Annotated in this window: 16 protein-coding genes, 1 tRNA gene and 1 riboswitch; of the genes, 8 read left to right on the top strand and 9 right to left on the bottom strand. The window is 54.9% G+C overall.

Annotated elements, in window-relative coordinates; translation table 11 throughout:
• Positions 1-24 precede the first annotated feature (24 nt).
• From ectB to AVO41_RS01560, 4 genes are all read left to right on the top strand, one after another.
• A complete protein-coding gene (ectB, locus tag AVO41_RS01540) occupies positions 25-1,278 on the top strand; it encodes a diaminobutyrate--2-oxoglutarate transaminase (protein WP_068581581.1) in 1,254 nt (417 codons plus the stop codon).
• A gap of 3 nt (positions 1,279-1,281) precedes the next feature.
• Positions 1,282-2,577 carry an ectoine hydrolase gene (gene doeA / locus AVO41_RS01545; RefSeq protein WP_068581584.1) on the top strand — a complete coding sequence of 432 codons (1,296 nt, stop codon included), beginning with the start codon at positions 1,282-1,284 and terminating at the stop codon, positions 2,575-2,577.
• 10 nt (positions 2,578-2,587) lie between these two features.
• Positions 2,588-3,961, top strand: coding sequence for an NAD-dependent succinate-semialdehyde dehydrogenase (locus AVO41_RS01550; protein ID WP_068581587.1), 1,374 nt, complete (start codon positions 2,588-2,590; stop codon positions 3,959-3,961).
• A gap of 839 nt (positions 3,962-4,800) precedes the next feature.
• Positions 4,801-4,887, top strand: a tRNA-Leu gene (locus tag AVO41_RS01560).
• 40 nt (positions 4,888-4,927) lie between these two features.
• Here AVO41_RS01560 and AVO41_RS01565 read toward each other — a convergent pair.
• Positions 4,928-6,550 carry a sensor domain-containing diguanylate cyclase gene (locus AVO41_RS01565; RefSeq protein ID WP_160326771.1) on the bottom strand — a complete coding sequence of 541 codons (1,623 nt, stop codon included), beginning with the start codon at positions 6,548-6,550 and terminating at the stop codon, positions 4,928-4,930.
• A 104-nt stretch (positions 6,551-6,654) separates the two neighbouring features.
• Positions 6,655-9,951, bottom strand: coding sequence for a GGDEF domain-containing phosphodiesterase (locus AVO41_RS01570; protein ID WP_068581597.1), 3,297 nt, complete (start codon positions 9,949-9,951; stop codon positions 6,655-6,657).
• A 184-nt stretch (positions 9,952-10,135) separates the two neighbouring features.
• On the opposite strand from AVO41_RS01570, the gene AVO41_RS01575 reads away from it, so the two are divergent.
• The 3 genes from AVO41_RS01575 (at position 10,136) to AVO41_RS01590 (ending at position 13,272) form a co-directional block, all read left to right on the top strand.
• A complete protein-coding gene (locus AVO41_RS01575) occupies positions 10,136-11,014 on the top strand; it encodes an SMP-30/gluconolactonase/LRE family protein (RefSeq protein WP_068581602.1) in 879 nt (292 codons plus the stop codon).
• Positions 11,015-11,742: 728 nt separating this feature from the next.
• On the top strand, positions 11,743-12,204 hold the full coding sequence (locus AVO41_RS01585) for a CopD family protein (RefSeq protein ID WP_068581609.1): 462 nt from the start codon (positions 11,743-11,745) through the stop codon (positions 12,202-12,204).
• Between the two features lie 72 nt (positions 12,205-12,276).
• The gene (locus tag AVO41_RS01590) at positions 12,277-13,272 is read left to right on the top strand and encodes a hypothetical protein (protein ID WP_153003451.1); all 996 of its coding nucleotides are present in this window, start codon (positions 12,277-12,279) and stop codon (positions 13,270-13,272) included.
• Here AVO41_RS01590 and pnuC read toward each other — a convergent pair.
• The 6 genes from pnuC to rimK form a co-directional block, all read right to left on the bottom strand.
• Positions 13,187-13,849 carry a nicotinamide riboside transporter PnuC gene (gene pnuC, locus AVO41_RS01595; RefSeq protein ID WP_068581616.1) on the bottom strand — a complete coding sequence of 221 codons (663 nt, stop codon included), beginning with the start codon at positions 13,847-13,849 and terminating at the stop codon, positions 13,187-13,189. The genes AVO41_RS01590 and pnuC overlap by 86 nt on opposite strands.
• Positions 13,846-14,112, bottom strand: coding sequence for a YkoF family thiamine/hydroxymethylpyrimidine-binding protein (locus tag AVO41_RS01600; protein ID WP_369793263.1), 267 nt, complete (start codon positions 14,110-14,112; stop codon positions 13,846-13,848). The genes pnuC and AVO41_RS01600 overlap by 4 nt, the downstream gene beginning before the upstream one ends.
• A gap of 537 nt (positions 14,113-14,649) precedes the next feature.
• The gene (locus AVO41_RS01605) at positions 14,650-15,306 is read right to left on the bottom strand and encodes a class I SAM-dependent methyltransferase (protein ID WP_068581619.1); all 657 of its coding nucleotides are present in this window, start codon (positions 15,304-15,306) and stop codon (positions 14,650-14,652) included.
• A gap of 11 nt (positions 15,307-15,317) precedes the next feature.
• Entirely contained in the window at positions 15,318-17,399 is a 2,082-nt protein-coding gene (locus tag AVO41_RS01610) for a TonB-dependent receptor (protein WP_068581622.1), read from the bottom strand.
• 109 nt (positions 17,400-17,508) lie between these two features.
• Positions 17,509-17,614, bottom strand: a riboswitch (TPP riboswitch).
• 76 nt (positions 17,615-17,690) lie between these two features.
• On the bottom strand, positions 17,691-18,758 hold the full coding sequence (locus tag AVO41_RS01615; protein WP_068581625.1) for a succinylglutamate desuccinylase/aspartoacylase family protein: 1,068 nt from the start codon (positions 18,756-18,758) through the stop codon (positions 17,691-17,693).
• Positions 18,759-18,761: 3 nt separating this feature from the next.
• Positions 18,762-19,667: a 30S ribosomal protein S6--L-glutamate ligase gene (gene rimK, locus AVO41_RS01620; RefSeq protein ID WP_068581629.1), complete on the bottom strand. Its 906-nt coding sequence runs from the start codon at positions 19,665-19,667 to the stop codon at positions 18,762-18,764.
• Positions 19,668-19,843: 176 nt separating this feature from the next.
• On the opposite strand from rimK, the gene AVO41_RS01625 reads away from it, so the two are divergent.
• Positions 19,844-21,235 (top strand): magnesium transporter, encoded by a 1,392-nt coding sequence (locus AVO41_RS01625; protein ID WP_068581632.1) that lies wholly within the window; start codon positions 19,844-19,846, stop codon positions 21,233-21,235.
• 58 nt (positions 21,236-21,293) lie between these two features.
• On the opposite strand, the gene AVO41_RS01630 is transcribed toward AVO41_RS01625, so the two are convergent.
• Positions 21,294-22,613, bottom strand: a complete 1,320-nt coding sequence (locus tag AVO41_RS01630) for a SulP family inorganic anion transporter (RefSeq protein ID WP_068583200.1) — start codon at positions 22,611-22,613, stop codon at positions 21,294-21,296.
• Positions 22,614-22,787 lie beyond the last annotated feature (174 nt).

The raw sequence follows: 22,787 nt of genomic DNA on the forward strand, positions 1-22,787 counted from the left end.
AACGTCGTGTCAAAGGAGAAAAGAATGGATTGGTTTGAAGACTATGAATCTGAAATTCGTGCTTACAGCCGTGCTTACCCGGCGGTGTTTGTCAAAGGTCAGAACGCCAAGCAATGGGACGAAGACGGCAAGGAATACATCGATTTTTACGCCGGCGCGGGCGTACTGAATTTCGGGCACAACAACCCCAAGCTGAAACAGGCCATGATGGATTATCTGGCCGGGGACGGGGTCTTGCACAGTCTGGACATGATGACCGGCGCCAAGCGGGACTTTATTGAGGGGTTTGTACAGACCATTCTTAAGCCGCGCAAGATGGACTACAAACTCCAGTTTATGGGACCGACCGGGACCAATGCGGTGGAAGCCGCGCTCAAGCTGGCGCGCAAAGTTACCGGGCGTGAAAATGTGATTGCGTTTGCTCAGGGCTTTCACGGGATGACATTGGGGGCGCTGGCCTGTACGGCCAATGGCTATTTTCGCCAGGCCGCAGGGGTGCCTTTGACGCATGTGTCTCACTGTCCGTTTGAAACCAATACGGGCGGTGGCATGGCCATGCTCGATACCTTGCGTGCTCTCTATGAAAACACCTCCGGCGGCGCGGAAAAACCCGCAGCAATTTTGGTGGAGGCGATTCAGGCCGAAGGCGGGGTCAATGTGGCCTCGGCCGAGTGGTTGCAGGGCCTGGAGAAACTGGCGCGCGATCTCGGGGCCTTGTTGATTCTGGATGACATTCAGGCCGGTTGCGGCCGCACCGGGCAGTATTTCAGTTTTGAGCAGGCCGGAATCGACCCGGACATCGTGACCCTGGCCAAAGGCATTGGCGGGCTGGGCACGCCAATGGCGATGAACCTGGTCAAGCCCAAACACGACCAGCACTGGCAGCCGGGCGAGCACACCGGCACCTTCCGCGGGCAAAACCTTTCATTTGTCGCCGGGCGTGAAGCCCTGCGTTATTTCGAAGACGATGGCCTGATGTCCGAGGTACGCGACAAAGGGGAAATTATGGCCGGCGCCCTGCAGCAGATGGCGCAGACCTACCCGGACAAGGGCTTCAGTGTGCGCGGCAAAGGCATGATGCAGGCGTTGGATGTCGGAGACGGTGCCCTGGCCAAAGCGGTGGCGCGGGCCTGTTTTGATCGCGGCATGCTGTTTGGGCCTTGTGGTGTGGGTGGCTCGGTGATCAAGTTGATCCCGCCGCTGACCATTCCTGAAAACGAATTGATTGAAGGCCTGGAAATTTTGTCCGATGCCTTGGCTGCGTGTGTAAAGGGGTAGACCATGAAAAAACGCGATGACATGACGTTCCCGTATGAGGAGTACGAACGACGAATCCAGGGCCTGCGGGAGCGCATGGCCAAGCGATTGCTGGATGCGGTGATCATTTCCGACCCGGAAAACCTGATGTATCTGACCGATTATCAGACCACCGGTTATTCATTTTTTCAGGCGCTGGTGGTGCCGCTGGAAGACGAACCCTTTATGATCACGCGCAAACTGGAAGAATCCAACGTCCACGCACGGACCTGGGTGGAGATCACCCGGCCTTACCCGGATACCGGTGACGCCATCCAGATGTTGATTTCCTCTTTGCTGGAGTTCAATCTGGTGGGCAAATCCATCGGCTACGAGCGCAATTCTTACTTCTTCCCGGCCTATCATCAGGACACTTTCCACACCAGCTTTACCAAAAGTCGCCTGATGGACTGTTTTGGGATTGTGGAAGAAGGGCGGGTCTGCAAATCCGCCTGTGAGCTGGAGGTGATGCAGAAAGCGGCCATTGCCACCAAGGCAGGCATGCAGGCTGGTATCGATGCCTGTCAGCCAGGGGTGACTGAAAATGAAATTGGGGCCGAGATCAGCCGTGCTATGTTTGCCGCCGGTGGCGAGATTCCGGCGGTGATGCCTTATGTGACCTCGGGACCGCGTACCATGATCGGTCATGCGTCCTGGGAAGGGCGCGAAGTTCAGCCGGGCGAGCATGTGTTTCTGGAGATCGCTGGGTCCTATCGTCGTTACCACACGGCGATGATGCGCACGGTGGTCTGCGGCGAGCTTACCGACAGTTTTTACAAGGCACAGGAGACGATGAAAACCGCGCTGGCCCATGCGCGCAAAGAATTGCGTCCGGGCATGACGGTGTCGGATGCCGACAACATGCTGCGCAACATCATCGCCGACAACGAGCTGGGCGCCAAGCTGATTACGCGTTCCGGGTATTCGATCGGCATTGCCTTTCCGCCCAGCTGGGACGAAGGTTACATTTTAAGTTTGTATCAGGGGCACAGTGCGGTACTGGAGCCGGGCATGACGTTTCACGTGATTCCCTGGATGTGGGGCGTGGATGGGGACAAATCCTGCGGGATTTCGGACACTTTCTACATCACCGAAGACGGCTGCGGGTCGTTTTTTGAAGACGTACCGCAGGATTTCAGTGTCAAAACCAACACCATGCTGGATCGGGAAAAGCTCAACCAGCCTCGTCCGGTCCTGCCGCCAAGTGCGTTGAATCTGGACAGCAATCCCCCCAAGTCACCCGGTAAAAACGCCAAGAAAAAACACAAAAAATCGAAATAAGGAGACGCCTATGTTTGTCGCCACCAACCCGACCACGGGCGAAGCCATGGAAGGCTTTCCGGCCATGGATGCGGCTCAGATTGATTCGGCCATTGAATTGAGCCAGCAGGCTTTTAAACAGTGGCGAACCACCTCGTTTGATGAGCGTGCGGATTTGTTGAATCAGGTCGCTGATCTGATGGCGAGTGACGAGGAACGTCTGGCTCGGTTGATGACCGTGGAAATGGGCAAACCCATCAAAGAGGCTCGCGGTGAGGTGCAAAAAGCCGCTTGGTGTGCCCGGCATTATGCCGAGCATGCCGCCGACTATCTGGCGCCACAGACGCTGCAATCGGATGCGTCGCACAGTTATGTTCAGCACTTGCCCCTCGGGCCGCTACTGGGGATTTTGCCTTGGAACGCGCCCTTCTGGCTGGCGTTCCGGTTTGGCGCGCCGGCATTGATGGCGGGCAACACCTGCCTGATGAAGCATGATTCGCATGTGCCCGCCTGCGCCGAAGCCATTGCCGAATTGTTTGAAAAGGTCGGTGCCCCACGTGGCCTCTTTCAAAACATGCGCGTGCACAACGACCAGGTAGCTCGCATCATTGAACATCCGGCTGTGCAGGCAGTGTCCTTGACCGGGTCCAGCTTTGCCGGGTCACAGGTGGCTTCACTGGCGGCCAAGCACATCAAACCCGCGGTGCTGGAGCTGGGTGGCTCCGATCCCAGTCTCGTGCTGGCCGACGCCGATGTGGATAAGGCGGCGGAAGTTTTGGCTTTGTCTCGCATCATTAATGCCGGACAGTCCTGCATTGCGGCCAAGCGACTGATTGTGGAAGCGCCGGTGTATGACCGGTTTGTGGACAAGTTAACCGAGCATTTGGCGGCCCTCAAGATGGGCGATCCGGCGGAGGAAACCACACAAGTGGGGCCGATTGCACGCGACGATTTGCGTCAGGGGCTGCACCGTCAGGTGACCGAAACCATCCGTCAAGGGGCTCGATGCCTGTTGGGCGGAGAGATGCCGTCCGGCCCGGGGTTTTTCTATCCCGTGACTTTGTTGGCGGATGTCACACCCGGCATGCAGGCGTCCTGTGAAGAAACGTTTGGCCCGATTGCGGTGGTGATGAAAGCCGACAGCGCGGAGCAGGCATTGGCCATGGCCAATGACACGGAATATGGTCTGGCGGCGTCTATCTGGACTGCGGACACGGCTAAAGCCGAGGCCATGAGCCGTGAGATTGAAGCGGGACAGGTGTCGATCAATGGCATTGTTAAAACCGATCCGCGTCTGCCCAGTGGCGGAATCAAGCGTTCGGGCTATGGTCGCGAACTGGGGCCGCACGGCATACGCGAGTTTGTCAACGTGCAGCAGGTCTGGGTCGGGCCCGTGCAAAGCTGATTGCGAGGGGCTGAAACCGATATAGCCAGGTTGTTTGGGTGGGTTTTTCACCAGGCCTGGTGATTTGTGCTTTGATCAGGTTTTTTATCGCGCTTTAAATTTTATGCTTGTGCGATACTTGAGGTGTTCATTTTTTACGTGTGTAAAAAACGAACCAAAAAAGCACACCCAGCACACGCTTTCTGTGCGTTCTAGGCTTTGCCACAGGGCTCTTGCGAACTCGCTTACGCTCGGACAGCGCAAGGCCATTTCCTGTGACAAAACCAAGAAGCACAACGAAATCTTTGTGATGGGGACTTTCCCAAGCATTGCTCATTGCACCACTTGTTATGAACCGTTTTGCCTGTTCAGTTTGAAACCAACCGGGCCTGGTCAAAAAGACGGCTGCCATCCGGTTTCGATTGGTATGACAAGACCCAATACCAACTTAAACAAACGGCACTCAACCGCCGGGGGGTGTCAGGGTCCCATCAGAAAATTTCGTCGTGACGCTGGGTGAGGGCGCTGGGTCACCGCTTGCGCTGTTCGAGCGTAAGCGAGTTCGCAAGCGGCCAGCGACAAGCCCTAGTGACACAGAAATTTTCTGCTGGGTGTGCTTTTTTTCGTCTCTTTTTTGCACAAGCAAACGAAGAACTCGGCGCCCGCAGGGGTAAGCCGAGAAAAAAAGGGACATATATGCTCTTGCGCTGTAAAAAAGCGTGAGCACAAAAATAATCTTAGACACAAATCAAAAAACCACCAGTCCTTGTGGTTTTGGATGCGTTTTTGGCAGGAGAGCGTTGGAATTTTTGCTTGACAAGTCAGGGGAGTTCGCGGATAATCCGCGGCATCCAGTTCAAGCGGATGTGGCGGAATTGGTAGACGCGCAGGGTTCAGGTCTCTGTGGGGTAAAACCCGTGGGAGTTCAAGTCTCCCCATCCGCACCATACGAAACGCCCCGGTGATCCAACGATCATCGGGGTTTTTTTATGTCGTCTGTTCACTGTTTTGAGTCGGGAAGTCGTTTTCGGATTCCGGTTCAAAACTGATGCGATCACGCCCCTGGTCCTTGGCCGCGTACAAAGCCAAGTCCGCCCGTTTGAGCACCGTGTTCAGTGATTCGCCCTTGTGACGTTCAATGCAGCCGATGCTGGTGGTGATTTGAATGTCCTGATCGGAAATGCGTTTGGCATGCAGGGTGTCAAGCAGTCGTTTGGCCAATACCGATGCCTGATCGCGATCGGTATTGGGCAGTAGCATAATAAATTCCTCCCCACCCATGCGTCCGGCCAGATCGGATTTACGCGCGTGTTCAATCAAATGATGCCCGAATGCGGCAATCACTTTATCACCATAGTTGTGGCCGTAGTTATCATTGATGCGTTTGAAATGGTCCAGATCCATGGACAGTACACTGACCGGCTGGTCATTGCGGTCTGCCAGTTCAAACAGCCATTCTGCTTTTTGCTCCACCCCTCGACGGTTCAGCAGTTCGGTCAATTCATCATGGATGGCAATGCGGTTGATTTTCAGAAAGACTTCAAACAGCCAGATGAGCAGCATCAGGACCAGAATCAGTGAGGTAAAAAATAAGCCCTGCAACGTCATGGAGCGCAATACGACCTGAGTGTGCCCGTTCGGGTAGAGGTAGTGCACCAGATACAACTGGTCGGTGATCACGGGCATTACCATTTTTTCCGGGCTCAACCCCGGCTCGTGCCGCTGTGCCAACTCGTACAAGGGTGCGTCCAGGGCAACTTGGGTGCCTGGCTCAAAGTCATAGGGGGCGGAAATGATCTGATTCTGGCCGTTCACCAGAAGTGTCGCGCCATCCAGACGGTTTTCCAATGTTTTGCGTATGGACGCCAGCGTATGGTCCAGTGACACCACGCCGTAAAAGACATCGTCCACATAAACCGGTAAGGACAGCGAAATCATAAAGCCTTTGCCCGCCGCGTCCTGATAAATGGGCGAGATACGAAACTGGCGCTGAGGGTTGTTTTCCGGGGTGGCAATGGTCCAAAACGGCTTGTTATATAAATCTCGGCTGAATTGAAACTGGCTGGGTTCCACCGCCGGGGCAAACAGAATAAAGTCATGTCTGGAGGTGTAGTAGGACCAGGCAAATTCAATGTGATTGATGGGATCGGTCTTAATGTCGATGTCCAGCGCCAGGGCCGCATCCACTTCCTGACGCACTTGTTCGCTGATGTCCGCGTAGTTTCCAAGGCCCGATATGTTGGCCTCTAGGCAATGGTCTCGATCGGTCAGATCATAGGGTGACAGACCCCAAGTCTGCTCGTATTGCATGAACCGGTCCGAGCAGTAAGTTTGTAAATGCCCCATTTTCGCCAGTTCAATGTTTTTCTGCATTTGCTCGGCCATGCTGTAGGCCAGCATGTAACTCAAGCCGATTTGGCGTTGGATCAGGGTGGTTTTTTCACTGAGCTCTGAATAAATCTGCTGGTGCGTGGTGCGTTTGGCATCTTCATACAGCCAGAACATGCCCAACAACCAGCAAAACAGGAGCGTCCACTGCAAGTATGGCTTGATTCGCGGGAAGTTGCGCGTAAAGGCACAATTGCGATTGAAGAAACGATGTAGTGTCATGATCCTGCCTGCACCCATGTTATATGGATGATTGAGTTGAATTTAGCGTAACGTTTTTGGGGTCATTTTGACAATAAAAGTTACTGATTGTGGTATTGCAAATGTCACGTCTGGTCCGGGGCGATCAGTTTTGCGTAATCGTCGGCGGATAAAGGTCTGGCACAATAATAGCCCTGATAATAGTCCGCGTCATGCTGTGTCAGAAAGTCTTTCTGTTCACGGGTCTCGACGCCTTCTGCGAGCACTTTCATCTCCAGCGAATGCCCCATGGTAATGGTGGCTTTGAGGATTTCCTCGGTTTGCGGGTCCTGGCCGATGCCGTCGATGAACATTTTATCGATTTTGAGCACATCAATGGGCAGGTTGCGCAGATACGCCAGCGAGCTGTAACCGGTGCCGAAATCGTCCATGGCGATGGCAATGCCCATGGCCTGTAATTGGGTGAAACGCCGCGCGGCGCGTTCCTGAGAGTGCATCAGAGAACTTTCTGTGATCTCAACTTCCAGATAATGCGGTGGCAATTGTGTGGTGGCCAGGTTGGTTTCAATGGACTTAATGACGTTGACATCCTGGAACTGGCGGCTGGAGAGATTAATGGCCAGTCGGCCCGGATTGAGTCCCTGGTCCAACCAGGTGCGTCCCTGATGACACACGGTTTTGAGGACCCAGTCACCAATGTCGATGATCAGGCCCGTTTCTTCGGCCAGGTCGATGAATTGATCCGGTGAAATCAAGCCTCTCTCAGGGTCCTGCCAGCGAATCAAAGCTTCGGCGCCAATCACTTCACCTGTGTGCAGATCAACCTGAGGTTGATACAGCATTTCTAATTCGTTGTTGATCAGCCCCTGTTTCAGGCGGGCTTCCATATCAATACGACGGTGTGCCAGCTCGGTCAGTTCCGAGGTGTAATAGGCATAGAGTTCATTGTTGGCGCTGCTTTTGATTTTATGCAGGGCTGCATCAGCGTTCTGGATCAATGTGGTCGCATCGGTCCCATGATACGGGTACAGGCTGATGCCGATGCTGACGTCGGCATTGAGGATTGTGTGTTCATTCAGTTGGAAGCTTTGGTTGAGACTTTTGATCAGGGTTTCTGCCTGTCTTGCCGCATCTTCCTGGTGAGGCAGCTGGGGCATCACCACCACAAACTCGTCGCCGCCGAATCGGGCCAGCATCTGATTGGCATGAAGGTTCTGACGCAAGCGCTTGCCGACGGCCTTAAGCAGGGCGTCACCAATTTCATGCCCCAGGCTTTCATTGACGTATTTGAACCGATCCAGATCCAGCATGAGCACCGCAAACGGTTGGGGTTTTTTTGGGGCCAGCAGCTGATTGAGATACTCGATCAGTTGATCGCGGTTGGGCAGCCCCGTAAGCGCATCGTGGCTGGAAAGGTAATTCAAGGCCGCTTGCGAGTCTTTCAGTTTGGAGATGTCGCTGAAAACACCGATGTAGTAGCGCACCTGTCCCCGTTCATCATCGACCTGAGTGATGCTGAGCAATTCAGGGTAGGTTTCGCCGTTTTTGCGTCGGTTCCAGATTTCACCCTGCCAGGTGCCGTCCTGTTTGATTTTGCGCCAGATGTGCCGGTAAAAATCGCGATCATGTCGGTTTGATTTGAGAAAGGCCGGGGTCTGTCCGCGCACTTCGCTCAGGCGATAGCCGGTGATGCGCTCAAAGGCCGCATTGACGTTGAGAATGTGCTGCTCGGCATCGGTGATGATGATGCCTTCCTGAGTCGCGTCATACACGACTTGCGCCTGTTTTAGTTGCTCCTGTTGGGCTTTTTCATTGGTGCGGTCCTGCCAGGTGCCAACCACTTCCACTTCCTGGCTGCTCAACCGGAACACCCGAAATTCATCCCGAATGATGCGGACCTTGCCATGTTTGTCATAGAAGCGAAATTCATGGGCAAAAGTTTTGCCGCTGTCTGACGAACGCTGGGCGTTTTGATGGAAACGCTCGGCTTCGGTCTGATCGGCTTGATGCAAATGGTCACGCCACCAGTCTGGCTGGCTGGCCTCCTTGGCCGAGAAACCGGACAGGGCTTTGATGTTGGGGCTGACATAGTCAACTTGCACGGCTTCCTCGGTCCCTCGAAGCACATAAAGCACGTTGGGGCTGACGCTGAGAAAATGTTGCAAACGGTTGTTGGAAACCGTCAACTGCATCTGGTAGAGGCGTTCCTGCTGGCGCCAAAGCAACCAGATGGCGTAACCCAGGGCGCTCATGATGATCAGGCTGATCAAGACCACCCAAAGCAAAATAACGTAAAGCTCCTGCAGTAAGTATTTGCGGTCCATGGCCGCCACCACCAGCCAATCGACGGTTTCAAACGGCGTGACCGCGACCAAGGCTTGCTGGTGATCGCAAAAGGTGGTGGTGTGCGTGCTGGCGGTCATGGCCTGAAGCTGGGGTTGAAAGGTTTCCAGAAAACAGCTTTTTTTTAAAAAGTTGTCCTGGTTGCCCTCTTGGGCAAACAGGGGTTGATAGGGCGCATCGTCCTGCCGGTGCATGAGTGCCAACTGCAGGGTTTTCCCTGTTTCAGTCAATGGGGCCAGCAGTTTGCGAATGAACATTTCCGGTCCGGCGTGAACCACAATGTAGCCCAGTGTTTGGGTGGAAAGCGGGCCCTGATACGTTTGAATGGGAATGACCCAGTCCAGGTGGGTATGGGTGTCATCCACGTTGCGATAAAACGAGGTGGTTTGTACCTGTCCGGACGCCGCCGCTTTGGCCAGGGTTCGTTTGAGTACCGGCAACTGTGCAACTGTGTCTTGAAATGAGCGGCCAAATTGGAGGCGGGTTTCATAGTTGGCATCCAACAACTCTACCCCTTCGTATTGGTAAAAGCGGTGCAGGTCTTTCAGGCGTTGACGAATGATGCTGTCCTCTCCCGGAGTCTGGGCCGACTCATTCGACAGGAAGCTTTGCAGACGTTGGTCAAGCAGCCGATCGTTCTGGATGATCTGCGCATCGGCCTGGCGTTCCTGGTACCAGCGGTGAAGCTGATGGGTTTTGTTTTGCGCCAGTATTTTTAACTGGTCCTGGGTTTGCCGCTCCAGTACGGGGGTTTGCAGGAAAACGATCATGGCGGCAATGATCGGGACCAGAGCAAGCAGACCTGTCAGCGTAAAGATCAGGCCTCGGTTGAGCGGTTTGATGTTGGATTCATCCAGTTTTGGCGGTGGCAGCCAATAGGTCAGCAGCAGAAACAGCAGGCCGGCGGTGACCAGCACAAACGCAAGGCCTTTGGCGGTCTGGCCATGGGCGCCAAACACGGTCTGCAGAATCTGCGCTGAAATCAGTTGGTCCGAGACCAGAATCCAGACCCCGGCCACGGCCGCATAGAGCAGCGAAAGCTTCAGTGCTTTGGTTTTGGGGTGGACGTTGGCCGGCATCGTTTTGACTTTCCTGGCTAGAAGAGATTTGAGTGCAATTCTTTATATCACTTTATCTTACTCAATTTTTGCAAGATTTTTGGGGGGATTGCCCAAATAAGACGTTTGAAGATCGTATAATCAGATAAACATGATGGACCAAATGTGGGTTGAATCAACAGACCAGTATGAACGAGGAGGTCGGATGAAACAATGGATGCAATGGTTGGCTGGGGCTGCAATGTTTGTCAGTAGCACGACGTGGGCTGGCGGTGAGGCCATACATGTCGAAAACGCCGGGTTCGCCACGCCCGAATCGATGGAGTATGTGGCCAGCCAGGATGTGTATCTGGTGGCCAATATCCATGGCAGCCCGTTTGCCAAAGACGACAATGGCTTTATTTCCAAAGTCAGTCCTGACGGTCAGGTCATGGAACTCAAATGGATCGATGGGGCCAGTAACCAGATTCATCTGAATGCGCCCAAGGGCATGGTCGCGACCGATGAATTTCTGTTTGTCGCCGACATTGACCGGGTGCATCAGTTTGACATCAAAACCGGTGAGCAGATCGCCAGCATGATTTTTTCCGGGGTGAATTTCCTTAACGGTCTGGCGCTGGCGGATGAAGGCGGTTTGTATGTGACCGACAGCGGGGTCGCGCCGGGATTCAAACCGGCGGGCACGGATGCCATTTATCATGTGACCTTTGACGGCAAGATCACGCCGATTTATCAGGACAGCGAAATGGGCGTGCCCAATGGCGTGGTGTCTGACGGCGGCGGTTTGGTCGTGGTCACCATCTTCTCCGGCGAAGCGTTTCGTCTGGACGCCAGCGGAAACCGGACTGAGCTTCCCAAGCCTCCGCATAATCGCATCGATGGGCTGCTGAACATGGGCGAAGGTCGTTTTATTGTCTCCAGCTGGACGGGTGAAGCGATCTATGAAATCGATGCCGGTCAAGGCACGGTGACGGAGCTGTTCGGCGGGTTAACCTCGCCAGCGGATCTGGGGTGGGACACCAAGCGCAATCGTTTGTTGATCCCGTTGTTTAAAAAAGACGCGCTGGTGATTCAGCCGCTCTGAATCCCGTTTGAACTGGTTGGACGGGGTTAAAAATGACCAGGCCTGGTGATTTTTGATGATTGCTTTGGTCAGGTTTTATGTTGTGCTTTAATCTGGATGGCTGTGCGATCCTGCATGCGTTCATTTTTTACTTGTGTAAAAAACGAACCAAAAAAGCACACCCAGCACACGCTTTCTGTGCGTTTCTAAGCCCTGCCACAGGGCCCTTGCGAACTCGCTTCGCTCAAACAGGCGCAAGGGACATTTCCTGTGACAGAGCTAAGAAGCACGACGAAATCTTTGTGATGGGGACTTCGCCAAGCATTCCTTGTGGCACGATTGGCTTGTTATTCGTGAAAAAAACACCAGGCCTGGTCAAAAAGACGATTGCTATTGTGCCCGGTTGTCATGACAAGATCCAATACCAACTGGAAACATCGGTGCTCAACCGCTGGGGTTGTCAGGATCCCATCAGAAAATTTCGTGGTGACACTGGGTGAAGGCGCTGGGGCACCGCTTGCGCTGTCCGAGCGAAAGCGAGTTCGCAAGCGGCCAGCGACAAGCCCTAGTGATACAGAAATTTTCTGCTGGGTGTGCTTTTTTGGTTCGTTTTTTGCACAAGCAAAAAATGAATGCATTCGAGATCGCAGAGGAATCAAAGTTGTAAGCGCGACAGAGAACCTGATGAAGCAGCTCCCTATCGGGCCAGGTAGATAGTCGGTTTTTTTCACGTTAAAAAGGACAGTACTATGATCAGTGCGTTTTGGTTGAGTTTGCATGTGATCGCGGCCCTGATCTGGGTCGGCGGCATGTTTTTCGCCTATCGGGTGTTGCGCCCCTCGGCGGTGGTCAGTCTGGAACCACCTGAGCGCCTGCGCTTGTGGCAGCAGGTGTTTCGTCGTTTTTTCTTTTACGTCTGGTTGAGCATTCTGTTTTTGTTTGTCAGCGGCTATGGCGATTTCTTCGGTCGGTTCGGCGGCAATGGCCCGCATTACTTGTTAACCATGATCGGCATCGGCTGGCTGATGCTGGGGTTGTTTGCCTGGTTGTATTTTGTGTTTTACAAACGCTTTTCACGTCAGGTGGACGCCGAAGACTTTGCCGAGGCGGGCAAAACCTTGAACAGCCGAATTCGCCCGGTGATTGCGGTGAATCTGACCCTGGGGGTGATCGCGTTTATTCTAGGCGCGGCCGGGCCCTTCATTCAATAATGGAGCGATGCCGTCTTGAGGGCTGATCCCGCACCGAAAACAAATGCGTCGTTGGCGCATTGGCAACGTTTTGTGAGCGAGTCACTGGGCGAGGCCGTGGCGCTGGAGGCGCAACCCCTGGCTTTTTCGGACAGTTCGCACCAATTGTATCGGGTGTTTGAAGGGGCGCGCAGACTGTCGGGTCCGCCCGGGTATATGCTCAAGATTCCGAACCCGGACGGGGTGGCCCAGGCTCAATTCTGGCAGGGATTCGAAGCGCTTTTCGGCGCCACCTTTGCTCAGCAGACGCGTGATTTGCCCGGTCTTTACCAACGTGCTCGCACTCTGACACCGCTGGCGGTGCCTACGCTCAGTCAGGCCTGGTCCACGCAGGATGGTTTTACGGTTTCGCTGACCCGATTTGTCCATGGCATGGAGCCTGACACAAAGGATTGGACACGAGCCATGCCACCGTTGGCGCAGCATCTGTCGGCCATGCATCAGGCGCCCATGGATCAGGCGCCCATAGATCAGCTTGCGCGTGAGCACTGGCCGCAGCAAGTCGGCCTTTGGCTGCGGGCGTTTTTTGAGGCCCCCGAGCAGGCAGCGCAGTGCCGGGCATTGATCCAATGGGCACAGACCGCGGGCCTGGGCGCCAGCCTGACATCGATTTTAACCGAGGCAGAAAGGGCCTTGCAGTCGGAAGAGACTGAGTGGGGCTGGAGTCTGCCGGACTTACGCCCGGATCAGTTTTTGTGCCCGCCTGCCTCGGGCTCGTCGGCTCCGTCAGATCAGGCAGCCGACAGCGCTTTGACCTTGGTGGATTGGGACGCGTTGACGCCCGCCCCCATCGTGCTGGACTGGGTGTTGTTGGAATATTTGTGCGATGCGCCCGAGGCGCAGACACTGGCCCGAGCGTATCGTGAAGCCGGTGGCGCCCAGAGCTTGAACAAACTGGAGGGCAGTCTGCCTCGGGTCCGGTGGGTGTATCGGTTGCTGCTGTTTAGCCTGAATGTGCTGGGTGAAGATTCCCTGAATGCTTGGCTGCAGCGTCCCGCGCACTTTGACGCCATTGAAAAAAGCCAATGACCGCCATCACAAAATACACCGCGAACATCAGCACCGTGAAATAGAACCCATTGTCCCAGTACAACCACATGGCGGCGGAATTGATCACCAGCCAGTAGAGCCAGTTTTCCAGGACTTTGCGCGCCATGAGATAGGTGTTGAGCATGGAAAAAACGGTGACGCCCGCATCCAGCCAGGGTGCACGGGACAACTCAAAACTTTGCATGGCTTGCACCACTACGATGGTGAGCAGACTGCCCAGAGTCAGGAACACGCCGTGCTGCCAGGTTTTCAGGCGATGAACCTTTAATGGGGTTGCATGGCGTGCCGGGGTGGGCGAAGGCGGGTGCGTGGACCAGAGCCAGAAGCCATAGATTGCCATGATCAGATAGTAGGCATTGAGCAATGCCTGCATGGGCAACTGGCCATCCCAGAACAGCCAGGTATAAATCAGCGTGCTGAAAAAGGCACAGGGCCAGGCCCAAAGCGATTCACGAATGGCAAAGACAATGTACGCCAGCCCGAGCAACGTGGCCAACGCTTCCCACCCGGAAAAGGTGTGCAGTTGTTGCCAGGCCTGGTCCAGCGCCTCCATCATTCGGGATCAAACCCGCAACGGTTGGTGCCGACCAGTTTCATTACGAACACCGTGTGCGGATTTTTCGAAAACACGGCTTCCAGTTCGTCCGTCATGGCGCTCATGACTGTATGGTAGTCCCCAAACACTTGTGTGCTCAGGGTGTTGCAGGCCACCTGCACCCCATCCAGTTCGTGCAAACGATCAATGAACGCCTGAATGGGACGCAGATAATCGTCGCTGAGTGGGTACATGCTGATGTCGATTGAAACTTGCAGAGCCATTTGTATTTCCTTTTTTTTCAGTGAGCGGTTTGATCCGGTTTTGCGTTGTGCTTTTTCTTGATTGCTGTGCGATTTTGGAGGTGTTCATTTTTTACGTGTGTAAAAAACGAACCAAAAAAGCACACCCAGCACACGCTTTCTGTGCATTCTAGGCTTTGCCACAGGGCCCTTGCGAACTCGCTTCGCTCAAACAGGCGCAAGGGGCATTTCCTGTGTCAAAACCAAGAAGCACAACGAAATCTTTGTGATGGGGACGACTATCCCAAGCATTGCTCACTGCACCACTTGTTATGAACCGTTTTGCCTGTTCAGGTTGAAAACAACCAGGCCTGGTCAAAAAGACGGTTGCCTCCGATCTCATTTGTGATGACAAGACCCAATATCAACTTAAAAAATCGGCACTCAACCGCTGGGTGTGCTTTTTTTCGTCTCTTTTTTTGCACAAGCAAAAAAAGGGAGATATATGCTCCTGCGCTGTAAAAAAGCGTGAGCACAAAAATCAACTTGGCTGAATCATCAACAAATCACCAGGCCTGGTTATTTCTGTGCCTTAATCACCACAAACGCGCCTTGGTCATGGCCGTTCATTACACTGAGCGTAATGGCCTCGTCTTTCACGGCTTTCAGTTGCTCGGCGGTCAGTGTCTGCACCGAATCAAAATGGTGGAAACCGAGTTGGCCCAGCATCCCCATCACCTCGTCCGCGCTCATAAACGTCGCATCCTTGTAAAAGGGGCTTTGCTCTTTGTGGGCCTCATACTGACGGCCCAGTTCGCTGTTTTTTTCCAGAAAGGCAATCACGATCTGCCCGTCGTCACTCAGCACCCGGTGCGCTTCGGTTAAGGCTTTCATCGGGTCTTCAACAAAGCACAGAGAGGTGACAAACAGCGCCCAGTCAAAGCTTGCATCGTCTAACGGAAGCGCTTCGGCGGTGCCGGCCTTGACCTGAAACCCCTTCTGCTCGGCGCGCTGGCGCATGCCTTTGGATGGCTCTACGCCCAGGTCAATTTTCAGCGGCCCCATGAATTGTCCGCTGCCGGAACCGATTTCCAGACGCCGACCGGTGTCGTCGGTCGGCATCAGCGTTTCAATCGCGTTGATTTCCGCCTGGTGCAGGCGCGGGTTGTCATCAAACCACTGATCGTACAGTTCAGCGTATTGGTCAAACCCCTGGTTTTTTTGGGTATTGGGCATAGACGGTCTCCTTAGAAGTAAACGCGAGCGGTCAGGCCAAATTGACGTGGGTCACCCAGGCGCAGATAGGTCTGATTCTGCAAAAAGGCATTATAAAAACCGCGGGTTGCATAGCGCTCGTCGGTCAGGTTTTTGCCCCAGGCATAGGCTTCCCAGTCTTTGCCTTCATAGCCGATTCGGGCATTGTACAACTGATACGAGTCGGAACGGGCATTGTGGACGTTGTCAAAGTAAAAGCTGTCCATTCTGCGCATATCGGCTCGGGCGAAAAAGCCGCTGGCATGTCGGTACTGAGCACCCAATTGGAATTGATAATTGGGCGCGTGCGCCTGATCACGGTCGGACACTTCCAGTGAGCTGTTCAAGGGCGTGCCGGTGACATCCGTGTAAAGCAAGCCAAGCGAGCCAAAGGTTTGCCATTGCGGGCTCATCTGCCAGTCAAAACTGGTTTCCAGTCCGTAGTTTTTGGCCGAGTCGAGATTTTCTTTGTAGAAAATGTATTCGGCGCCGACGTAGGTGTAGCCATCCATCTGAGGGTTGTTGCGATCCATGTAAAAGGCGGTCACGTCAGTGTTCAGGGTCTGGTTGAGCCACTCGGCCTGGAAGCCGGTTTCGTAATTCCATAAGGTTTCAGCGTCAAACCAGAGTTGATCCGGGTCGGTGCTGTTGCTGCCTGTATTGAAGCCGCCGGCTTTAAAACCGCGTGTGATCGAGGCATAACCGGTCAGGCTATCGCTCAGGTCACGTGTGTAGGCCAGTGATCCGCCCCATAAGGTCTCAGAGGTGTCAAAATCATTGTCCACCTGTGTGCCATAAGAGACCTTGTCCAGCGTAAAATCCTGACGGCTGGTTTCCACCCGCAGGGTATAAGATAGGGTGTCACGCGTGGTCAAGGCCTGATCAATCTGAGTATAGGCCGCCAGTTTGCGGTGGTCGTAATCCGACTGCCCACGTTCTTCCCCGTAATAAACGCTCAGGGTGTCATTGCTTTCCGTCATGCCAGAGGCGTAGGCCCCCACCAGCCAGTCAAAGGATTGCTCGCCGATTTTAACCGGTTGGCTGGAAACCAGGCGCAGATCCTGCGTCCACTGTCGATGATGCTTGCGATTGTCAAAATAATAGTCATCGGTGTCCCAGTCGTAATCGTAGCTGTATTTGATGTCGGAATTGGTCAGGCCGGTGGTGGCAATCAGGTCAAACGCTTCGGCGCCTGTGTGGGTGACTTTGACCGAGCCAGCATTGGAGCGCTGATTGTCGTCACCCGGCTGATTGGACAGCGTGGTAAAGGTGTTGTCCTTGGCCCAGGCGTCATAGCCATTGTCAAAATTGGCGTGCAGGAGGCTCAAATCTACGGTGGTGTCCTCGGTGGCAAAGACGCGCAGTTTGCCGCGTAAAGTCAGCTCGTCTTTCTGGTTGGTGTCGTTGCGATTGAGTGTGTCGTTTTCATAAAACCCGTCGCTTTTGTGCTTGAACACGGCGATGCGGTATTGCGTCGCATCCGGGGCATCGCTGACTGGACCAGAGGTCATCAGACCGACTTCGGTATGACCGTATTCGCCCAGACTGGTTTCCACCATGCTTTCCCGGTAGGGCGTGGGGTCGTTGGTCTGGATATTGATCAGTCCGCCGATGGCGGCCTGGCCATAACGGGTATTTTGCGGGCCACGCAGCACTTCCACCTGTTGAACGTCAAACAGGTTGCCGATGCCGCCCAGGCCACTGAAATCCATGCCATCAATGGCCAGTCCCACGCTGCTGTTGGGGGCACCAGTGTAGTCGTCGCGCGCGCCAATGCCGCGAATTTGGATGTGACGGACACGTGCGTTCTGGTTGGAAACGTTCACATTGGGCGTGGTCAGCAGGATGTCATCGGTGTGGGTCGCGCCCTGGTCCTTCAGGTCCGCACTGTCGTACACCGTCAGGCTGGTGGCCATGTCACTGGCCTGACTCTCGCGCAGGTCTGCCTGGATTGTCACCGGTGCCAATTGAGTTTGGTCCGTGGACGAAGTGCTTTGAGCCAGTGCCACGCCAGTGGGCACCAGGCCGATCAGAACGGCGGTTAAGGGTTTGAGTTTGAAATGCGTTGTGGTCATTGTGTATTCCTTTTTACCAGGCCTGGTGATTTCAGGCTTGTGACAAAAAAGGAACAGGAAATTGCAGAGTTCTGCGTCTGGACGAGCGGAAAACGGGTCCGCTAAGACAAAGATGGGCTGCAGCCTGTTCCTACGCCAGTATTAACTGGATCAGGTTTAAAGGGTTCCCATCTGTGATGGATCTCAGGCCGTAACGACCACCCCTCGGCTTGGGCGTTGTGAAACGCTTTTTAGATTATAGCCACAATTGACCTGGCTTGGCAATGCGTGCTTCCCCGTACGGGGGTGGAATCAAGGAAAATCGGGAATGCTGTCCTGGTCGTAAGGCAGTTGTTCGTCGGTTTGAATGGCATCGGCAAAATCGCCCACGCGGGCTTCGGCCAGATCGGTGCGGGCAAAGCGGGCCAGATGAAACAGCGCTTCGCCTTCGTGCACCAGTGGGCTTTTCATCTGACCGATGATCAGGCCATTGAAGGGGGCGATGATTTCGGCCTGGTCTTCACCGAAGGGGTCTGAGACCACGCCCATGAGGGTCTGGCCTTTCTGTACGCGGTCGCCGTCCTGGACCAGCGAGCGGAAGATGCCGCTTTGAGACGCACGCACCCAGCTGGTGTTACGGGCGATGACGGGCGTCTGGGTAGGCTTTTTGCGGCGCTGATCCGTGATCATGCCCAGTGATTTCATCACGTTGAGAATGCCCCGCACGCCAGCACGAATTGACATTTCGTCAAAGCGTAGCGCTTCCCCGGCTTCATAGAGCAAGACGGGCATATTGTTTTCAACCGCCGCGGCGCGAAGGGACCCATCCCGTAAGGGCATGTTCATCATCACCGGGGCGCCGAAGGCTTCGGCCATGGCCAGGGTGGCGGGGTCATCGAGATTGGCTCGGATCTGTGGCAGATTGGAGCGGTTGATCGCGCCAGTGTGCAGATCAATGCCGTGCGTGCAGAGTGAGGCCACTTCCTGCAGAAAAAAATGCGCCATGCGTCCGGCCAATGACCCTTTAGGCGAACCCGGAAAGCTGCGGTTCAGGTCCCGTCGATCCGGCAGGTAACGGCTTTGATGAATGAACCCATACAGGTTGACGATGGGCACGGCCACCAGCGTGCCTTTGAGGCGTTTGAGTGACTTGACCTGCAACAGACGGCGGATGATTTCCACCCCATTGAGCTCATCACCGTGAATGGCGGCGCTCACCAGCAACACTGGGCCTTTCTGGCGGCCATGGATCACCTGAACCGGCATGTTCAGTTCGGTGTGGGTATAGAGTTTGCCCATTTCCAGATCGACCGTCTGACGTTCGCCCGGCGCGATGCTGACGCCGCCGATGGAAAAAGGGCGGTTTTTGGTGCTCGGCATGACTCAGCCTTTGCCTTTGGTGCGGGTGTTATGCGGGCGGGCGTTTTTTTCGATGAAGGCGATGATCTGTCCGGCGATGTCTTTGTTGGTCGCGGTTTCAATGCCCTCAATACCGGGGGAGGAGTTGACCTCCATCACCACGGGGCCATGGTTGGAGCGTAACAGATCCACGCCGCAGACATTGAGCCCCATGATTTTGGCGGCTCGCACCGCCGTGGCCCGTTCTTCCGGGGTGATGCGGGTCAGTGTGGCGGAACCGCCCTGATGCAGATTGGAGCGAAATTCGCCTTCTTTGGCCTGACGTTTCATGCTGGCCACCACTTTGCCGCCAATCACAAAACAGCGTAAATCCGCGCCTTTGGCTTCCTGGATGAACTCCTGCACCAGAATATTGGCCTTGAGACCCTGAAAGGCTTCGATCACCGATTCCGCCGCTGAGTGGGTTTCGGCCAACACCACGCCTTTGCCCTGAGTGCCTTCCAGCAGTTTGATCACGACGGGCGCACCGCCGACGCTTTGCAGTAGATCGTTGACGTCATCGGGGGAGTGCGCAAACCCGGTCACCGGCAGGCCCACGCCGCGGCGCGAGAGCAGTTGCAGACTGCGCAGCTTGTCGCGGGAGCGAGAGATCGCCACCGATTCGTTCAAGGGGTAGACGCCCATCATTTCAAACTGGCGCAGCACGGCGGTGCCATAAAAGGTGATGGAGGCACCGATGCGCGGAATGATGGCGTCGAATCCGTCCAGTACCTCGCCTTTGTAGTGCACTTTGGGGTTGTTGGCGGTGATGTTCATGTAACAGCGCAACGCATCAATCACCTTTACCGTATGCCCGCGTTCTTCGGCGGCTTCAATCAGGCGACGGGTGGAATAGAGCTTGGCATTGCGAGACAGAATGGCGATGTTCATAAAACGATGATCTCCCGATTTTTGCTTCCATAGTAAGACAATTCCGGTTTGCCTGCATGTGAATTTAAACAATGAAAAAACGGAGCTCATAGCGGTTTGAAGCGCGGAAAAAGGACGGGAATCGACTGAAACGGCGCCCCTGGAAAACGGTAAAATAGTGCCAAAAAGGAGTGACCATGGCCGAGACCGACGTGACCGATCAAACCTATTTAACCGACAGCCCGTCCGATACGCAGACGCTTTTGCTGTCGTTGCAGAAATTGCTGGCCGACCCGGAAGCTCAAGGAGAGGTCTGTGCCTTTCTCGACGGCCTCAATGACACTGAAATCGCGCTGTTGCTCGAATCGTTCCCATCCACGGAGCGCGAGCGCATCTGGCAGTGTGTGCCCCAGTCCCTGCAAGGGGAAGTATTGGCCGAGATTGGCGAGGAGGTGCGTTCCGGTATTATGGCGGACATGCCGGTCGAAGCGGTGACCAATCTGACTCAAAACCTGCCGCCGGAAGACGTCACCGAACTGCTGGGCACGGTCAATCCTGAGATCAAGGAAGCGGTGATCGAAACCCTCGACACCCCGGTGCGTGATTACGTGGAGACCCTGCAGGGCTATGGCGAAAACCAGGTGGGACGGTTTATGGACCCGGACACCGCCAACGTCAAGCAAGGGGTCAGCCTGGAAACGGTGCAGCGCTATGTGCGCATCAATCAGCTACTGGACGCTGAATCGCAGGAACTGATGGTCACGGACAAAGACAACTACCTCGTCGGTGCGTTGAGTCTGGTGGATCTGGTCAAGCAGAATCAGGAAGCGCTGGTGGATGAATACATGCACATGCCCACCTATCTGGTCGATACCATGGACACACATGAAGCGGCGACGATTCTGCGCTCCAAGGAACTGAGTTTTGTGCCGGTGGTGAACGAAGCCGGCATTCTGGTGGGGCAGCTCAACAGCTCCGAAATCATGGCGCTGACGCGTGACGATGCCGATGCGACATTATTGGGCATGTCCGGGGTCAAAGAGGAAGACGAGTTGTTTGCGCCCATTCGTTCCAGTGCCAAAAGCCGAGGCGTGTGGCTGGGCATCAACCTGGCCACGGCGTTTCTGGCCGCCTGGGTGATCGGGCAGTTTGAAGCCGTCCTGTCGCAAGTGGTGGCATTGGCGGTGTTGATGCCGGTGGTCGCCAGCATGGGTGGCATCGCCGGCAGTCAGACGCTGACCGTGGTGATCCGAGGTATGGCCATGGGGCAGATCGGGGGCAACAACCGCTGGTGGCTGATGAACAAGGAACTCTGGGTCGGCATGATCGGGGGTGCGGTCTGGGGTGCGGTGGTGGCCGTGGTGGCTCAGATCTGGTTTGAAAACGCGATGATCACGCTGGTGATTGCGCTGGCGATTTTGATCAACATGACCGTGGCCAATGTGGCGGGGATTTCCATTCCCCTGCTGCTCAAACGCATGGGCATTGATCCGGCATTGTCCGGCGCGGTGATTCTCACCACCGTCACCGATGTGGTCGGGTTCATGTCGTTCCTGGGCCTGGCGACCCTGTTGATCCTGTCGGTTTAACACCGAATGCCCCTTATTTTTAACCAGGCCTGGTCAAAAACAAGGGGCGGGCGCGCCTTCAGTTGATTTCCTGTTCGTCGCTTTTGAACTTATTGAAATAGTCCCGCACGATGGCCGTGGTGGGGCGGCTTTCAATGTTTTTGAAAATCACATAATAGATGGTGGCATGAATCACCAGTGTGATGATCAACCCTTCGAAAATGCCCACCTTGAACACCAGAATGCCGCAGAGCGTTGCCAGCAGCAGGGCGTAAGGGCCGTGTTTGGCGATGTGCAGCAGACCCAGTACCATTTTGATCCCGACGAAGGTCATGATGATCGCCAGGGCAAAGTACGGCAGGTGGTCCAGATGGTGGCTGTTGAACACGAAAAAGGTGATCAGCAGGCCGATGATCAGCACCGACAGTTTGGTGTAGGCCCCGGCCAGACGGTTGGTGGAGGATTTCGCCAGACCGTCGAGGTTGGTCATGCCGTTGAAGAAGGAGGCGCCCATGTTGGCCACCCAGATGGCCAGAAGGGAGTGGTTGGAGTTACAGGGGCGTTTCAAAGGGTCGATTTTCTCAATCGCCGCGTTGCTCATGACCTGTTCGATCACATCCACCACGGCCAGCATCATGGCAAAAAAGACCGCATACACCCACATCCAGGCGCTGTCAAAATCGGGAATCGGCAGCCCCAGCTCGAAATCCACGTCTTCGACTTTGAGCATTTTGACGTCAAAGAACCAGGCCGCGACGATGCCAAACAGAATCAGCACAAAATACGGCAGGGCGGGTTTGGTGTCTTTGTATTTACGAAACAGGCCCAAAAAGATGACCACGCCGAGCAATGACAGGATGATCACCTGAATTCTGGGTTCGGTCCAGAATTCTTCGCCGGCACTGAGGCCGACCGGCAACATCCAAAGAAACGGCAGAAATTTGAGCGCGATTTTGAGTCCGATCCCGGCGAGCAACCCTTCCACCAGATACCCCGGCACCGCCATCAACAGGTAGCGCTGCCAGTTAAACTTCCAGATCAGGGCCTGAAAAGAGGCGGTAAGGAAGATAATAAACGCCATGTTTTCCAGGCCGAAGGTGGCGACGCCCATGGCCAGAATCGGGGCCAGCCCGGCGGCGATGCCGGGGGCGCCGATGAAATTACCCGGACGGAACCAGGCAAACAGAAACCCGATGAACGAAGCGAAGGCCACCGTGGCCAGGCCCACCTGGATCGGATAGTCCGACATCAGGGCGATGCCGATGGACAGCGGGATCGCCATGGTCGCGGTGATGACCCCGGCCTGAACGTCTCTGACGGCGTATTCTTTGCGAAACGCGGCGGAGCCTGGATCGGTGGTGGGTGTGGTGGCTTCCTGGCTGGTCTCGGATTGTGACATGGTTTTCACCTTTTAGCAGATGCCCATTAGCTCAGACCCAACTTGTGTCGCGCTTTTTGACGGCCAGCAGGGTCTCTTGCAGAGCAAACAAATATAAGTAGATCAGAGTAGTGTCGTAGACACGGGCGAAAAAGAACAATTGAAAATTAAGGTTGGACCCATAGATAATTTTCA

The organism is Thiomicrospira sp. WB1 (assembly GCF_001507535.1).
GTDB lineage: Bacteria > Pseudomonadota > Gammaproteobacteria > Thiomicrospirales > Thiomicrospiraceae > Hydrogenovibrio.

Excerpts from the sequence above, each read along its gene's own strand:
- pnuC (WP_068581616.1), bottom strand. The coding sequence starts at position 13,849 with ATGATGGAGGCGCTGGACCAGGCCTGGCAACAACTGCACACCTTTTCC.
- AVO41_RS01615 (WP_068581625.1), bottom strand. The coding sequence starts at position 18,758 with ATGCCGAGCACCAAAAACCGCCCTTTTTCCATCGGCGGCGTCAGCATC.
- rimK (WP_068581629.1), bottom strand. The coding sequence starts at position 19,667 with ATGAACATCGCCATTCTGTCTCGCAATGCCAAGCTCTATTCCACCCGT.
- AVO41_RS01610 (WP_068581622.1), bottom strand. The coding sequence starts at position 17,399 with ATGACCACAACGCATTTCAAACTCAAACCCTTAACCGCCGTTCTGATC.
- AVO41_RS01565 (WP_160326771.1), bottom strand. The coding sequence starts at position 6,550 with ATGACACTACATCGTTTCTTCAATCGCAATTGTGCCTTTACGCGCAAC.
- AVO41_RS01575 (WP_068581602.1), top strand. The coding sequence starts at position 10,136 with ATGAAACAATGGATGCAATGGTTGGCTGGGGCTGCAATGTTTGTCAGT.
- doeA (WP_068581584.1), top strand. The coding sequence starts at position 1,282 with ATGAAAAAACGCGATGACATGACGTTCCCGTATGAGGAGTACGAACGA.
- ectB (WP_068581581.1), top strand. The coding sequence starts at position 25 with ATGGATTGGTTTGAAGACTATGAATCTGAAATTCGTGCTTACAGCCGT.
- AVO41_RS01625 (WP_068581632.1), top strand. The coding sequence starts at position 19,844 with ATGGCCGAGACCGACGTGACCGATCAAACCTATTTAACCGACAGCCCG.
- AVO41_RS01600 (WP_369793263.1), bottom strand. The coding sequence starts at position 14,112 with ATGGCTCTGCAAGTTTCAATCGACATCAGCATGTACCCACTCAGCGAC.
- AVO41_RS01605 (WP_068581619.1), bottom strand. The coding sequence starts at position 15,306 with ATGCCCAATACCCAAAAAAACCAGGGGTTTGACCAATACGCTGAACTG.
- AVO41_RS01550 (WP_068581587.1), top strand. The coding sequence starts at position 2,588 with ATGTTTGTCGCCACCAACCCGACCACGGGCGAAGCCATGGAAGGCTTT.
- AVO41_RS01585 (WP_068581609.1), top strand. The coding sequence starts at position 11,743 with ATGATCAGTGCGTTTTGGTTGAGTTTGCATGTGATCGCGGCCCTGATC.
- AVO41_RS01570 (WP_068581597.1), bottom strand. The coding sequence starts at position 9,951 with ATGCCGGCCAACGTCCACCCCAAAACCAAAGCACTGAAGCTTTCGCTG.
- AVO41_RS01630 (WP_068583200.1), bottom strand. The coding sequence starts at position 22,613 with ATGTCACAATCCGAGACCAGCCAGGAAGCCACCACACCCACCACCGAT.